Raw genomic sequence first — 13,580 nt, forward strand, 5'->3', positions numbered from 1 at the left:
ATTCTGGTAATCTTTTATGCAGGCAAGTAATACAAACAGGCAACCCATAAGAAGCCATCAACGGTCGCCATCTGTAAACTTGCACTTGAAATAATTGAATAAAATTCCCGTCAGACCTGCTGGGGAGGGTCGCGCGGGGACTGGCACAGGTCTTGCGAACCTGAAAGTTGTCATTCCCTCAAGGAGAACGAAATGAGTGCAACATCATCAGCGAGCGTCAAACGCCAGCCCGTGCGGGCGGCAACCGCCGCGTTCGCCGGCACCACCATCGAGTGGTACGACTTCTTTGTCTACAGCACGGCCTCCGCCCTGATCTTTCCGCAGCTCTTTTTCCCGAACAGTGATCCGAGTGTCGGACTGTTGGCATCGTTCGCAACATTCGCTGTCGGCTTCTTCGCAAGACCATTCGGCGGATTTCTGTTCGGCCATCTCGGCGACCGCTTCGGGCGAAAGCGCTCTCTGATCGCGACACTTCTTCTGATGGGAACGGCCACCACAGCCATCGGCCTTCTCCCGACCTACTCGCAGATCGGAATCTGGGCGCCGATCCTGCTGATCGTCTGCCGCCTTCTGCAAGGCGTCTCCGTCGGCGGAGAATGGGGCGGCGCAGTTCTCATGGCCGGTGAACATGCGCCAAAGGAGCAGCGCACATGGTATGCCTCCTTCGCCCAGCTCGGCAGCCCTGCCGCCGTGCTCCTGTCGATGGGGATATTTGCGATCGTCACCCGCATGTCCGGGGAAAACTTCGCCGTATGGGGATGGCGAATCCCGTTCCTGCTCAGCTTTGTTCTGCTGATCATCGGCATGATGATCCGGCTGGGTGTCAATGAGTCCCCCGAATTCGCCGAAGCCACCGAACGCAAGACGCTGTCGCGCTTTCCAATCATCGAGGCTTTTCGCAGCGCAACCAAACCTATCATCTTCACGCTGCTGGCATTCACAATTGGCACGGCCGGATTCTATTTCACCAACACCTTCCTTATCGCTTATACCACAAGGACTCTGGGCCTCGACCGCTCGCTGATCCTGGAGTGTCTTGCGATGGTCGCGGTTGTTCAGTTTATCGGGCAGTTGGTCGCAGCAAAGATCGCGGAGAAAATCGGTGACAGCAAATTCCTGCTGATCGCCTCAGCGCTCGCAATGCTCGCGCCCTACCCGATGTTCCTGCTGGTCGAACTGAAAACCCAGATCGGCATTGTCGCCGGCGTTTCGCTCGCCACGCTTTGCGCATCAGGCTTCTACGCGGTGATTGCAGGATACGCGAGCAAGGTTTTTCCGGTGGAGGTGCGATACACCTCAATCTCGGCAGCCTACCAGCTGGGCGGAGCGATCTTTGGTGGCTTCACGCCGATGATCGGCGTCGTCCTGACCAGCAATTATCCCGGACAATGGTGGCCGCTTGCCATCTTTTACAGCGTCCTTGCCGGCGTCTCATTTCTCGGCGTCTTGCTGCTCTCATATGCCGGGTTTGCTGCCAAGCACGGCCAGGCCAACGTGGCTCCGGTCATTTCGGCGAAGGCTGTCGCGACCAACTAGTTCAAACGGAGGCAGCGCAGGACACGCGCGGCCTCCGTCATACCTGCCACTCAAGGCCCGCCAACGGCGGGCTTTTTTGCGTCCGGATCAAAGCGTTGGCTCGCGGCCGCCACATCAGATTCGCATGATCCGTTGGCGCTTTAGAAGATCTCGAAACTCGCCTCGCCTTATTTATAGGACTACTCTATAATAGAGAGATGAATAAGCTCTCCGTCATTTTCGACCGCAGCCGGATGCCTCTGTACTTGCAGCTGGCATCGGTAATGCGGCAGCGCATTGAAGCGGGCCGCTGGCAGAACGGGGACAAGATCTCGACGATCGAAGAACTCGAAGCCGAATTCGGCGTTGCTAAGATCACCATCAGCAAGGCCATCGAGATTCTTCGCGAAGAAAAAATGCTCGATTCCCGGCAAGGTCTCGGCACCTTTGTATCTTACGTGCCGAAGGAACGGCACTGGCTGAACATCGCCAATGACCTCGACGGCCTTATCAGCTCGATCAAGGACAATCGCGTCGAGATCGTCCATATCGAGGAAAAAGTTGCCAGCCCTCCCCTCGGCGAGAGCGAAGGTGTCCCCGCGCATAGATATGCGCTGCTGAGAAGCGTGCAGTACAACGGGGATGAGCCGTTCTCGGTCGTCAACCTGCACCTGTCGCAGGAGATATTCGCACGCGAACGGAAACAGTTCACGCGGTTACCGGCCCTGCCGCGCATCATGGAGATGAAGGATATCTCGATCAGTCACGCCTATCAGACGGTGACGATCGGCATAGCGAATCCCGAGGTCGCCGACCTACTCAAGATCGGACTTGGCGAGCCCACCGCCGACTGCAGGATCGTTCTTCTGGACGACCGGAATGTTGCGATCTATGTCGCGGATTTTCATTACCACCGGAATTGTTTCGCGCTTCGGCGCGATCTGATGAATCGCAGCTAACCAAACGCTCCGGCGAAGCCCCCGCCCCGAAAAAAATCCTGGGGCCGAAACCCCAGGCAGTACAGAGGAAGTGTCCGCGCGCCAGAGATCATCTTTGGCGCGCGCGATTGTGTATGGATCGTCAGCTCACCCGGCAGACTCCAGTTCCGCGATAATAAGTTTATCGACCATCCGGCGCATCTTCATCGGCGCCGCGTCGATTCCCAGAATGATGCGCTTGTAGTTCGGGTCGCGCTCTTCCTCGAGCTGGATTCGCTCCAGGATGACCTTGTCTTCCTTGAACGCCATATCGAGATCGGCGGTCAGCGAGGCGTCCATGTTGTGCTCGTTGGTGCGGAAATTACGGACATGGAACCAGTGCTGAAGCACCGTTCGTTCATCGACCGGCGTCAGAACGTGGCAGGCGAACATCCGAACGCCCTTATCTCTGTCCTCCGTATCGGGAATCGAACCGGCAGGGCACGATCCCATGTCGATCGCGAAGTAGCACGGCGTCGAGTAATTGTAGTAGTGCCAGCGATCGACTGACCCGGTGAGCTTGCCGTACTTCGAGAAAAGCGGTATCGCCGGCCCGTTGCGGATCCATCGCCACACGGTGATTTCGTTGTTGCGGTATTCGTTGTTCACCGGAACGGTGGCACCGGCCGGAGTGCCAAGAGTTGTTGTGTGAACGAACGTGACGTGCGCCGGATCAAGCAGGTTGTCGCAAAGGCTGAGATAGTTGCACTCGATCCGCAGCGTGTCGCCCTGCACGGCGTGCCAGCCTTCGGCCTCATACTGCGGCAGATGAAACATCTTGCTGAGATCGGCTTTCTTCGGATCGCCCATCCAAAGCCACACCAGCCCGTACTTGATCTGAAGCGGATATGAGCGGACCAGCGCGTTGCCCGGAATCACATCCTGCCCCGGAATGAGGACGCATTTTCCGCTGCAGTCGAATGTCATGCCGTGATAGCCGCATTCGATGTTGTCACCCTTCAATTTGCCCAGCGACAAAGGGGCAAGACGATGCGGACACGCATCCTGAAGAGCTGCGATGCTTCCGTCCTCCAGACGATAGATGACGATGGGTTCTTCGAGCACCACGTGCCGAGTCAACTCCCGGCCAACACGATCAGCCCACACCACCGGGTACCATGCATTGGTAACGTATTTCATTTTGTTGCTTCCCTTCGACAGTCAAGAATTACGCAGCCGTCAGTGGTAGTAAGCGCCGCCATCGACGACCAACGTCTGGCCGGTGATGAAGGCCGCGTGCGGGCCCGCAAAGAAAGCGACAGCGCCGACGACGTCGCCAGCCAGCATGTCCCGCTTTAGCGCTCTGTTACGCACGGAAAATCCCGATACCGTGTTCGCCAACTCGTGGTTGTTTTGAACCCCATCGCTCAACGTGAATCCTGGAGCGACGCTGTTGACGAGAACGCCATGTTCGCCAAGTTCTGTCGCGAGCGTCCGCGTCATGGACACGATCGCGCCTTTTGAAGCGACGTAGTGCAGCATGCCCGGATTTCCCTTGAAGGCGACACCGGACGAGATGTTGATAATGCGCCCGGAGCCCTGCTTCTTGAATGCCGGCAGTACGGCCCTGCAGCACAGAAACTGCCCGATAACATTGACGTTCAGCATCTTTTGCCAGTCATCGACAGTGAGTTGTTCGAATGGCTTAAGAGATAATGTCGAATAGATCGCCGCGTTGTTCACAAGGACATCGATGTGGCCGAACCTGTCGATGGCCGCCGAGGCCATGAGTCCGGTGTCCTTCTCGCTGGAAACGTCCGCATCGACATGATGGGCTTCATATCCACTCTGGCGCAGCTTCTCGGCGGCAGCCGCTGCTCCCTTAAGATCCGCAATCATGATCGATGCACCTTGCTTCGCGAGCGCCTCACATATCGCATAACCGATACCCATCGCACCGCCAGTGACGACAGCCACCTTTCCCGTCAGGTCCATTCCTAGCCTCCAATTCCAAAGAGTGAGCGCTGCACGATGTAGAACCCCCTTCCGATCGGGGCGGCAGCGCCCCTTTCGTCAAGAATCGCAAGGTTGATGATTGGCGTAACACCTGTCGCGCGAACGGCATCTGTATCGATGACGCCCCGGTCGCGATGAATGATTGCGCACCCGCGCGACTGCGCATCCAGCGGAAGCAGATGCGCCCACTCCGACGTAAGCGCCGACGCATGGCTCAGTGCCTGCCCGCCGAATCCGCAAACATCGACAAGCGCGCTGTCGCCGATGGCACCGAGCGGGGGCGCGGCGTGCTGCGGATCGAAACGAATTCCCGTTGGTGGCGTAGATGGTACAGTGGCCCAATGTGTTTCGCCGCGCCGGCGTAAACCGAATTCAATACCGTTGCCGCCGATGGCCACGACTTCGCTTGCCGAGGTATGCAATTTCCAGGCGGCCCATGCCATCCAGATACCCAAGACGAATCCCGGATTTGCCCTGATGTCGGCCACCAACCCCGCCGGCATCTTACTCAAGAGTTCGAGGAAACGTTCATTTCCTGCACGGGTGATGGCGTGGCAGTCATCGCCCTCGCGCAGCGCCTGCCGCATCATCGATTCAACGTCCGGGAGAATGGAAAGCTGCGGATTGATCGTGCGAGCCGCTTCCGCGATCCAATCACGCGCACGCACACCGCAGAGCGGGTCTGCGGAACCAAAACGCAGCGCTGGCGGTGGCCCCTCAGAGACAGGTGAATGGAAGACGCTATCGCTGTCCCCGACCTCGAAGCACCACATCGACGGAGCAACAACCATCGCAAGCGGAACAGCAACGCCGTGGTCCTGCGCTGGCTTGAGCGGAAGCGAACCCACCTCAAGCATCGCGCGCGCAGTCGGGGCATCTTTGGCAAAGCCGCCGATCACGGCGGCTTGCTCCGCCGCAGCCATGACGGCTCCGGGGGGAGTACCTTTGTAAGGCGGTCCGGCATGGAGCAAGATGCGCTCAGGCAGATTCACCCTGGCTTCACTCAACCGAACGAGACGACGAAGATGCGCAACCTTCAAATCCATTCCGCAATCACCTGACGCGCAGGGAGCCGTTCCCTGTGACGTGGATTTTCAGCGCCTCTGAGGCGCTCACGAATTAATCATCCTATTTATAGCATGATAGAGATACACAGCAAGCGTACAAAGCAAGATTTTCGTGCAGATTGCTCCGATAAATAGCACGTATCGATCACATTTGTGGCTTTGTCATCCTATTAATAGGGTGATAGTGTGACTCGGCACGCGAGCAGGCGGGCGGGTGAAAACCGGAGGGAGGAACATTCGATGAAGACGTCTTGGTCCAGAATATTGCTAGCGATCCTGTCAACCAGCGTCGGGACAGGCGCGATAGCTCAGGAAACCATCAAGCTCGGCGTCAATCAGCCCCTGACAGGCGTGGTCGCCGCGTCAGGGAATTTCGTCACCAATGGCGCGAAGATCGCAGCGGACGACATAAATGCAAAAGGGGGCGTGCTTGGAAAAAAAATCCAGCTGATCATCGAAGACAATAAGAGCAATCCCACCGAAGCCGCGAACGTCGCGGAGAAGCTGATCACGCGAGACAAGGTGCCTGCGATGATGGGCGCGTGGAGCTCGACCTATACACTCGCAGTCATGCCGAAGCTGATGGAATACAAGGTTCCTATGCTGGTCGAGACCTCCAGCGCCGACAAGATCACGACCATGGGCAACCCCTATGTGTTCCGGATCAGCCCGACCAACAGCATGGAAGCAAAGAGCTTCACCCGCTTCGTCGAACCGCTGAAGATCAAGAAGGTCGATTTCCTTGTCGTCAACAATGACTGGGGACTCGGTGCAGCCGCGGAATTCGGAAAGATGCTCAAGGAAAAGGGCATCACGGTCAACAAGACACTTCATATGGACGCCGCGGCGCAAGACATGTCTTCGCAGCTTTCGACCATCAAGAGCACGGACAGCGATACGCTCTTCACGACGTCCGGCCCGGAACAGATGACGCTGGTGATGAAGCAGGCGCAAGCCCTCGGTATCAAGCGACAGATCATCACGACCGGTGGAACCGTACCGGACCAGTTGATTGCTCAAGCCGGCTCGGCGGCGAACAATTCGCTGCATGACGCGATGTTTGCACCGTGGTTTCCGGAAACATCGGCCGACCCGGCAGCCGCTAGGTCCTTCATCGCGGCGTGGGAAAAGACCGGCCTTCCGTTTGCCGGACTGCCGGAGGGCGCGCGCGGCTATGACGGCATCCAGGTGCTTGCCGCAGCCATTAAGAAAGCCGGTGTCGCCGAACCAGAGAAGATCCGTGCGGCCCTTTGGCAGGTCGATTATCCCGGCCTGACCGGCCGCATCGTCTTTGAGAAGGTTGGCCCGGCAGGTTCAGAAAGTGGGCAGAGCCCGGCGACGACCCACCTCGTGAAGATCGACGATGGAAAGGTCGTTCTTGTCAGCAAATAACTGGCAAGGATCGGCGGCGGGTTGGAAACCGTCGCCGCTTTCCATTTTGCTTGCAGCAGAAACTAGGCTTGAGCGGTCCGAAGTTTCGCGAGATTGAATGCTGTGTCACCAGCCTGCTGCGCGGTGGGGGAAATCTGCCGCCCGATCAGGTCCCGCGCGATCATGTGATCCCTTGCAGCGTTGATCGAATCGACTGCCACAAGACGTGTTTCACGAAAATGATAGATCGAAAACGAATGGCTCTCCATGTCTCCGCGCAGAACATGAGTGTCTGCTCCGCGCGACAAGCCGGCAATTTGTAGCTTCATATCATACTGGTCCGACCAGAACCACGGCGCTCCCAGACTGGGCTTGTCGACGCCGAGAAGTGCATGTGCTGCCGACCGGCCCTGCTCGACCGCGTTCTGAACCGACTCCAGCCGAAGCATGGTACCGTCAGACAGTCGGCGAACCGTGCAATCTCCTGCGGCGACGATATTCGGAACTGAGGTGCGACCGCATGCGTCCACAATGATTCCTGCTTCGCATGCGATCCCGGCATCCCGCGCCAGTTGATCATTGGCCGTCACGCCAATTCCTACAACCACCAGCCCAGCGACAATGCTATGTCCGTCAACGAACTCCACCTCGGCAACATGGTTCGACGTTTTTCGAATTTCAGCGATCCGTGCACCAAAGATCAATGTTGTGCCGCGGTCAGCATGCAGCCTCGCGTACCAGTCGGACAAATCTTGGGACAAGACCCTTTCCAGCAGCCGCGGCGCCGCTTCGAGAATCGTGACCGCGATACCGAGTTTGCGCGCGCTTGCTGCGACCTCCAATCCGATGAACCCTCCCCCGACCACAACCAGAGGTAATTCCCTCCGCACACAACTCCGAAGTCCCTGTGCAATCGCGTCTGAATCGGCGCGAGACCGCAGAGTGCAGACCAGATCGCCGGCGTCTCGCGCTTGGGGAAGCTGGCGCGGCGTTGCCCCTGTGGCGAGAACGAGGCCGGTATAGGTCAACGCACGCCCATCATGCAGCAGGACGGATTGCGACCTCACATCGATCGCTGACACTGATGCGCTGGTCCAAAGATCAATCTGTTTCCGCTCCAGCACAGAATGGTCGCGCAACGCGAGCTGATCAGCATCCAGATTGTCCGTCAGCCACGCCTTCGAAAGCGGAGGCCGTTGATAAGGAGCGTACGGTTCAGCGCCAAGCAACGTTATCCGGCCTTCAAACGCTTCGCTGCGCAGCGTCTCGGCGGCCTGCAGGCCGGCCTGCCCCGCACCAATGATAACGATGTGGGAATCCGCACCGGTCATGTCTGACGCTCGGGAATGGTGACGATGAGTCCATCAAGCTCGGCAGCAGACTTGATCTGGCACGACAGCCTGCTGCTGGGACGCCGCTCAGCTTTCACTTCATCCAGGAGCTCGAGTTCATCGTCGCCGGGCGGCGGCAGTTCCGCGAAGCGCTCCGGCTGGACGTAGACATGGCAGGTGGCGCAAACACAGGAACCGCCACACTCTGCTACGATCCCGTCGATGCCGTTCTTCACTGCGGCCTGCATCAGGCTCCAACCCTCCGGCACATCAAGTTCAAACGAGGCTCCGGAGGGCTGAACGATGACAATCTGGACCATATCTCTCTATCTCATTGTTGTCCTATAGATAGAATGATATAAAGCAACCGAGCCTGTTGCAAGCGGCGAGATCGGAGGGGCGATGGATTCTCAGGGCGTCGGCGCGTCGCTGTTGCGAAGAGAGGACGACCGTTTTTTGCGCGGTCGCGGCCAGTATGTTGGCGACCTCAAGTTGCCCGGGCTTAGGGATGTCGCCTTCGTCCGCTCGCCGCTTGCCCATGCAAAAATCCTCGGCGTGCGAATCCCGCCGGAACTCCAAGATCGCGTTTTCACCGCCGCCAATCTCGCCGGCGTCAAGCCGATCATTGCGGCGTCGGGCCTCCCCGGCTTCAAGCGTTCGGAACAACCCCTGCTGGCGCACGAAAAAGTCCGGCAGGTCGGCGAGCTTGTGGCGATGTGCGTGGGCGGAACGCGCGCCGAGGCGGAGGACATTGCCGCGGCTGTGGAACTCGATCTCGATGAACTGCCAGTCGTCAGCGAAATGTTATCCGCGCGGCGACCGGATGCGCCGCTCATTCACGAGCATTGGGGCGACAACGTCTTTCTGGAAACATACATTGACGTGAATATGGAGGCCGCCTACGACGCTCCAATCAAGGTAACACGCGAAATCAGAACAGCGCGGCAATGCATGGCGCCGCTGGAGGGGCGCGCCACCGTTGCTTACTGGGACAAGCGGCTCGATCAGCTGGTGCTATACACCGGCACGCAGCAACCGCACATCATTAGAACCGGTATTTCCGAATGTCTGGGGCTGGATCAGAGCCAGGTGCGGGTCATCTCGCCGGACGTTGGAGGCGGCTTCGGCTATAAAGCTCTCATGCCGCCGGAGGATGTTTGCCTCGCCTGGCTTGCGATGCATTGCGGACACCCGGTTCGCTGGATCGAAGATCGCCGCGAACATCTCATCGCAAGCGCAAACTGCCGGGAGCATCATTATCTGATCACCGCATACGCGGACCGCGACGGTACCCTGCGCGGCATCGAGTGCGAAGCAACCGTCGATTCCGGTGCTTACTCGTCCTATCCCTTCTCGGCGTGTCTCGAAGCTGCGCAGATCGCGAGCATTTTGCCTGGACCTTACGACTTTCCGTCGTACCGCTGCCGGACATGGTCGGTCGCGACCAACAAGTGTCCTATCCTCCCATATCGCGGTGTCGCCCGCACAGGCGTTTGTTACGCCATGGAATTGATGCTGGATGCCGTTGCACGCGAAGCAGGACTTGATCCTCTGGAGGTGCGGCTGAAGAACCTGGTAAAGCCAGAGCAGATGCCCTTCGACAACATTACCAGGAAGCATTTCGACAGCGGCGACTATCCTGAAGCCCTGAAACGCGCCGTGGCAAAGATCGACCTCGACGACATCCGCAAGCAGCAGGAAAACACGGGCAGGCTGATCGGTGTCGGTCTTTCGATTTACTGCGAGCAAGGCGCACACGGCACATCTGTCTATTCCGGATGGGGAATCCCAATGATCCCCGGCCATGAACAGGCGACCGCCCGCGTCACGCCGGATGGAGGACTTGAGCTGCGTATCGGTGTCCATTCGCACGGACAGAGCATGGAAACTACGCTGCCGCAGATTGCCCACGAAATTCTGGGCATCGAAGCTTCAAAGATCAAGCTAGTCCACGGCGACACGGAGTATACGCCCTATTCAACCGGGACATGGGGGTCACGGTCGGCCGTGATGGCAGGTGGGGCGGTCTCCCGCGCGTCGCACGAGATCGCGGGTCTCATCAAAGGCATCGGGGCACACCTGCTACAGACCGATGCGGCGAACGTGCGCCTTGAGGGCGGCTCTGTGGTCGGACCGTCGGGAAGCGTGACGATAAAGGAAGTCGCTCACACCTGGTATCGGCGACCACAGGACCTGCCAGCTTCGGTCGACCCGCGCGGCCTCGAAACCACCATCGGTTACAAGCCGGTACGCGATTCCGGAACCTTCAGCTACGCCGCGCATATAGCCGTCGTCGCGGTTGATCCTGAAATGGGTGATATCGAGATTCTCGATTACGTCATCGTCGAGGACGGCGGCAAGTTGATCAACCCGATGGTCGTCGATGGCCAGATCTATGGCGGACTCGCACAGGGCATAGGCACAGCGCTCTATGAAGAGATGCCGTTCGATCCATCCGGTCAACCGCTGGCGTCGACTTTCGCGGACTATCTGCTACCAGGACCAACCGAGGTTCCATCTCCGCAGCTGGAGCATATGGAAACGCTATCACCTTATACGGAATTCGGTGTCAAGGGTCTTGGCGAAGGCGGTGCGATTGCTCCTCCCGCCGCGATTGGCAATGCCGTCAATGACGCACTCAAATCGCTGGGAGTCGAATTACTGCATTCGCCGATGACGCCACGCCGCGTGATGGAGGCAATTCATCGCGCAAAGGGCATCTTGTAAGTCCTCAACGGCAGCGGAGTGGTGAGACCTGCCGCGCCAACGGAGCGATCCTCGCGACCTGCTAACGGAGGAAGAAATCGAAGGGCCGGCGGAATACTGGCCGTCCTATTGCATGTTTTCCAGGACGGAATTCACCAGGCCGACAGCACCGCTCCCTTGAACTTTGTAAGGATGAAGTCGCGGACCTCGGGCGTCTGATAACTTTCGACCAGTACCTTGGCCCACGGCCTATCCACGTCCGCTGCGCGCACCGCGATCAGGTTAGCATAGGGGCCAGCGGCGGTTGCGCCGAAGTGAGACCTGGCATGCTGGCCGCGAGTGTGCCGATTGCCAGGAGGCGGCGTCAAGTTCGACGAAACAGCACGGAATTAACAAGCGACTTCAATCATCGAGACCGATATACACCTTCACGCAGCTGCACTCTGCCGTCGGCAACGAGTTCGGCCAGATGCTGCGAAATCGTGCGGGTCTCGGCGTCGATCACCCATGGTCCGTCAAATCCCGGCGGATATAGCAGCCGCTGCTCGACCAACTGCACCAGCGTCTTCGGAGATTCGTTGAGCATCTCCAGAAGGCGCTGCTCACGCTCGTCGAGTTTTGCAGCATAGGCAGCGAGATCCTGCATGAAGCGCGCACGGTCGGTATAGACACCGCGGTGGTGCGCAGTGATCCACACCTTCGCCGGAATGTCCGGCAGCCGCGCCAAGCTGCGGCGAAAATCGGACAGGCTTGAGGATGCGTCACCGTAATAAGGTCCGAACCCGGTCAGATCGATATCGCCAATGAAGGCTACACCCTCAGGCTCCACGAGCAGAACGCAATGGCCCGCCGTGTGGCCGGGCATGTGAAAAGCACGAATCTGCACCTGGCCGAGATCCCAAGATGCTCCGTCCACATATCCCCGTGCGCCGGGCTGTGGAGTGTAAAAGAAATCACGCGTGAATCGGGCCAGCATTTCTGAGACGCGGGTCTGATCTGTCGTGCCAAAGGCAGCCAGCAATCCCTCCCAGCTGCGCGCGGCCTCCAAATCCGCTTCGTGCACATGAACAGGAACATCGGGCAAACGATGCAATCCCGCCATGTGATCTTCGTGGATATGGCCCATGATCACCAGCTCAGTCGCATCAAACTCAGCTCCGATGTAGTTCGACACGATCGGCGCATCCAAAGCCGCGCGCGTGTCCGAGCCCCGAACCAATACCTGGTTGGCATCAGGATACTTTCCGTTCTTCTCTCCGAAGAAAACCGATACCCGGCCGAAGTCGGCGCGCTGGACTTGTTCACGAGATCCAGATCTGCTCGCAACGGAACTCATGTCGATTATCCTTGTTCTGTTATCGTTTGCCGCCGCTTAATTCGCTATGCGGTCTTTAACGCTGGCGGCTGCGACGGTTTGATCAGGGCAAACGCAACCTGGATGATCCCGCCGGCCAGTCCGAGCGTGACGCCAATACGCCAAGCCATGGTGTACGAGCCCAGTGCGTCGTAGAGCAGACCTCCACCATATGCACCAAGAAAGCTGCCGATCTGGTGGCTCATGAACGCGAGCCCCTGAATCATCGGCTGCCAGCGTAGCCCGAACATCTCGGCAATCGCGCCTGCCGTGAGCGGGCTCACGCCCATCCAGAGAAATCCCATGATCGCGCCGAACAGCAGGGTGGATGCAGGCGTTGCAGGCAGCATGAAAAACCAGGCAAGTGCCAGAGATCGCAGAATGTAGATTGCGCCGAGCAGCGCGAGCTTATTCCAGCGCTGGCCGGCCCACCCGAAGAAAAGCGAACCCAGCACGTTGAAACCACCGATCATGCCGAGTGTCTGCGCGCTCAGCATCGGATCGAGCCCACAGATCGCCAGATAAGACGGCAAGTGCGTGGTGAGAAAAACGAGCTGCATGCCGCAAACCATGTAGGCGCCGGTCATCACCACAAAGGATATGTTACTGAACGCCATCCTGGCGGCGGTCCCAGCAGTGGCATTGCCGATGTCATCAGGGGCAGGCTTTGGCAGCGAAATCTGATCGACACGGCCGGCATACCAAGCCGCGGGAATCATCAACAGGGCCATCACCGCAAAGCCGACAAGACCCATGCGCCAGCCGAAGCCTTCATTGAGCATCTGTCCGATGGGCGCTGCCAGCATCGCACCGAGCGATCCTACTGCGGAAACCATCCCGAGCACGGTCGAGCGCACCGTCTCCGAGACCGCTCGCGCGGTTACCGACATCGACATCGCGGTGGCCGTAAAGGCGAGCGATGCTCCAATCAACAGTCCGCCCCCAACCGCTATGCTCACCACCCCGTAAGCGCACGCCATCAGGGCAAGCCCAGCGACATAGAGCAGCGAACCAACCACCATGATCAGGCGAAAGCCGTAGCGCACCGCCAACGCGCCTGCGAGCGGCTGCAGCAATCCCCATGTGAGATTCTGGATCGCAAGCGCCAGCGTGAAGTCGGAAACCGAGATTCGGATATCCTGCGTCAAGGGCTGCAAGAAGATCCCGAGGCTCTGCCGCAGTCCCATGCTGAGCGTGAGCATGATCGAGACACCGATCAGAATGGGAAGCGCGGGGCGCAGGATTTGCAGCAGAGGCATTTCTCTATTCTGTCAGTGCGTGCGGCCGAGCGATGCCACACCGG

General features: G+C 58.7%; 11 protein-coding genes and 1 pseudogene. 4 read left to right on the forward strand and 8 right to left on the reverse strand.

The window, feature by feature from the left end; translation table 11 throughout:
- Positions 1–192: 192 nt before the first annotated feature.
- Together I554_RS0124020 and I554_RS0124025 are read left to right on the forward strand one after the other, a co-directional pair.
- Complete coding sequence (locus I554_RS0124020; protein WP_024575817.1) at positions 193–1,536, forward strand: MFS transporter; 1,344 nt, start codon at positions 193–195, stop codon at positions 1,534–1,536.
- 197 nt (positions 1,537–1,733) lie between these two features.
- A complete protein-coding gene (locus tag I554_RS0124025; protein ID WP_024575816.1) occupies positions 1,734–2,474 on the forward strand; it encodes a GntR family transcriptional regulator in 741 nt (246 codons plus the stop codon).
- A 126-nt stretch (positions 2,475–2,600) separates the two neighbouring features.
- Here the strand turns inward: I554_RS0124025 and I554_RS0124030 are convergent, their stop codons facing one another.
- From I554_RS0124030 to I554_RS0124040, 3 genes are read right to left on the reverse strand one after another with little or no spacing between them, the layout of a single operon-like run.
- Positions 2,601–3,632: an aromatic ring-hydroxylating dioxygenase subunit alpha gene (locus I554_RS0124030; RefSeq protein ID WP_006019401.1), complete on the reverse strand. Its 1,032-nt coding sequence runs from the start codon at positions 3,630–3,632 to the stop codon at positions 2,601–2,603.
- Between the two features lie 39 nt (positions 3,633–3,671).
- Positions 3,672–4,427, reverse strand: a complete 756-nt coding sequence (locus tag I554_RS0124035; RefSeq protein ID WP_024575815.1) for a 3-oxoacyl-ACP reductase family protein — start codon at positions 4,425–4,427, stop codon at positions 3,672–3,674.
- Positions 4,428–4,429: 2 nt separating this feature from the next.
- Positions 4,430–5,371 (reverse strand): DUF1116 domain-containing protein, encoded by a 942-nt coding sequence (locus tag I554_RS0124040; RefSeq protein ID WP_029659708.1) that lies wholly within the window; start codon positions 5,369–5,371, stop codon positions 4,430–4,432.
- Between the two features lie 384 nt (positions 5,372–5,755).
- Here I554_RS0124040 and I554_RS0124045 point away from each other — a divergent pair, with 384 nt between their 5' ends.
- Positions 5,756–6,907 carry an ABC transporter substrate-binding protein gene (locus I554_RS0124045; RefSeq protein WP_024575813.1) on the forward strand — a complete coding sequence of 384 codons (1,152 nt, stop codon included), beginning with the start codon at positions 5,756–5,758 and terminating at the stop codon, positions 6,905–6,907.
- Between the two features lie 62 nt (positions 6,908–6,969).
- Here the strand turns inward: I554_RS0124045 and I554_RS0124050 are convergent, their stop codons facing one another.
- Both I554_RS0124050 and I554_RS0124055 read right to left on the reverse strand, forming a co-directional pair.
- A complete protein-coding gene (locus I554_RS0124050) occupies positions 6,970–8,217 on the reverse strand; it encodes an FAD-dependent oxidoreductase (RefSeq protein WP_024575812.1) in 1,248 nt (415 codons plus the stop codon).
- Complete coding sequence (locus tag I554_RS0124055) at positions 8,214–8,537, reverse strand: 2Fe-2S iron-sulfur cluster-binding protein (RefSeq protein WP_024575811.1); 324 nt, start codon at positions 8,535–8,537, stop codon at positions 8,214–8,216. The genes I554_RS0124050 and I554_RS0124055 overlap by 4 nt, the downstream gene beginning before the upstream one ends.
- An 82-nt stretch (positions 8,538–8,619) precedes the next feature.
- On the opposite strand from I554_RS0124055, the gene I554_RS0124060 reads away from it, so the two are divergent.
- On the forward strand, positions 8,620–10,944 hold the full coding sequence (locus I554_RS0124060; protein WP_024575810.1) for a xanthine dehydrogenase family protein molybdopterin-binding subunit: 2,325 nt from the start codon (positions 8,620–8,622) through the stop codon (positions 10,942–10,944).
- 131 nt (positions 10,945–11,075) lie between these two features.
- On the opposite strand, the pseudogene I554_RS26645 reads toward I554_RS0124060, so the two are convergent.
- The 3 genes and pseudogenes from I554_RS26645 to I554_RS0124070 all read right to left on the reverse strand — a co-directional run.
- Positions 11,076–11,219 (reverse strand): annotated as a pseudogene (locus tag I554_RS26645) (MetQ/NlpA family ABC transporter substrate-binding protein); the annotation flags it as partial.
- 110 nt (positions 11,220–11,329) lie between these two features.
- Positions 11,330–12,259 carry an MBL fold metallo-hydrolase gene (locus I554_RS0124065; RefSeq protein ID WP_024575809.1) on the reverse strand — a complete coding sequence of 310 codons (930 nt, stop codon included), beginning with the start codon at positions 12,257–12,259 and terminating at the stop codon, positions 11,330–11,332.
- 44 nt (positions 12,260–12,303) lie between these two features.
- Complete coding sequence (locus I554_RS0124070) at positions 12,304–13,536, reverse strand: MFS transporter (RefSeq protein ID WP_024575808.1); 1,233 nt, start codon at positions 13,534–13,536, stop codon at positions 12,304–12,306.
- Positions 13,537–13,580 lie beyond the last annotated feature (44 nt).

The organism is Afipia sp. OHSU_II-C1, assembly GCF_000497575.1.
GTDB lineage: Bacteria > Pseudomonadota > Alphaproteobacteria > Rhizobiales > Xanthobacteraceae > Afipia.

Coding starts and splice junctions, on each gene's coding strand:
- I554_RS0124050 (WP_024575812.1), bottom strand. CDS start 8,217: ATGACCGGTGCGGATTCCCACATCGTTATCATTGGTGCGGGGCAGGCC.
- I554_RS0124065 (WP_024575809.1), bottom strand. CDS start 12,259: ATGAGTTCCGTTGCGAGCAGATCTGGATCTCGTGAACAAGTCCAGCGC.
- I554_RS0124025 (WP_024575816.1), top strand. CDS start 1,734: ATGAATAAGCTCTCCGTCATTTTCGACCGCAGCCGGATGCCTCTGTAC.
- I554_RS0124040 (WP_029659708.1), bottom strand. CDS start 5,371: ATGGCTGCGGCGGAGCAAGCCGCCGTGATCGGCGGCTTTGCCAAAGAT.
- I554_RS0124035 (WP_024575815.1), bottom strand. CDS start 4,427: ATGGACCTGACGGGAAAGGTGGCTGTCGTCACTGGCGGTGCGATGGGT.
- I554_RS0124070 (WP_024575808.1), bottom strand. CDS start 13,536: ATGCCTCTGCTGCAAATCCTGCGCCCCGCGCTTCCCATTCTGATCGGT.
- I554_RS0124020 (WP_024575817.1), top strand. CDS start 193: ATGAGTGCAACATCATCAGCGAGCGTCAAACGCCAGCCCGTGCGGGCG.
- I554_RS0124045 (WP_024575813.1), top strand. CDS start 5,756: ATGAAGACGTCTTGGTCCAGAATATTGCTAGCGATCCTGTCAACCAGC.
- I554_RS0124055 (WP_024575811.1), bottom strand. CDS start 8,537: ATGGTCCAGATTGTCATCGTTCAGCCCTCCGGAGCCTCGTTTGAACTT.
- I554_RS0124060 (WP_024575810.1), top strand. CDS start 8,620: ATGGATTCTCAGGGCGTCGGCGCGTCGCTGTTGCGAAGAGAGGACGAC.
- I554_RS0124030 (WP_006019401.1), bottom strand. CDS start 3,632: ATGAAATACGTTACCAATGCATGGTACCCGGTGGTGTGGGCTGATCGT.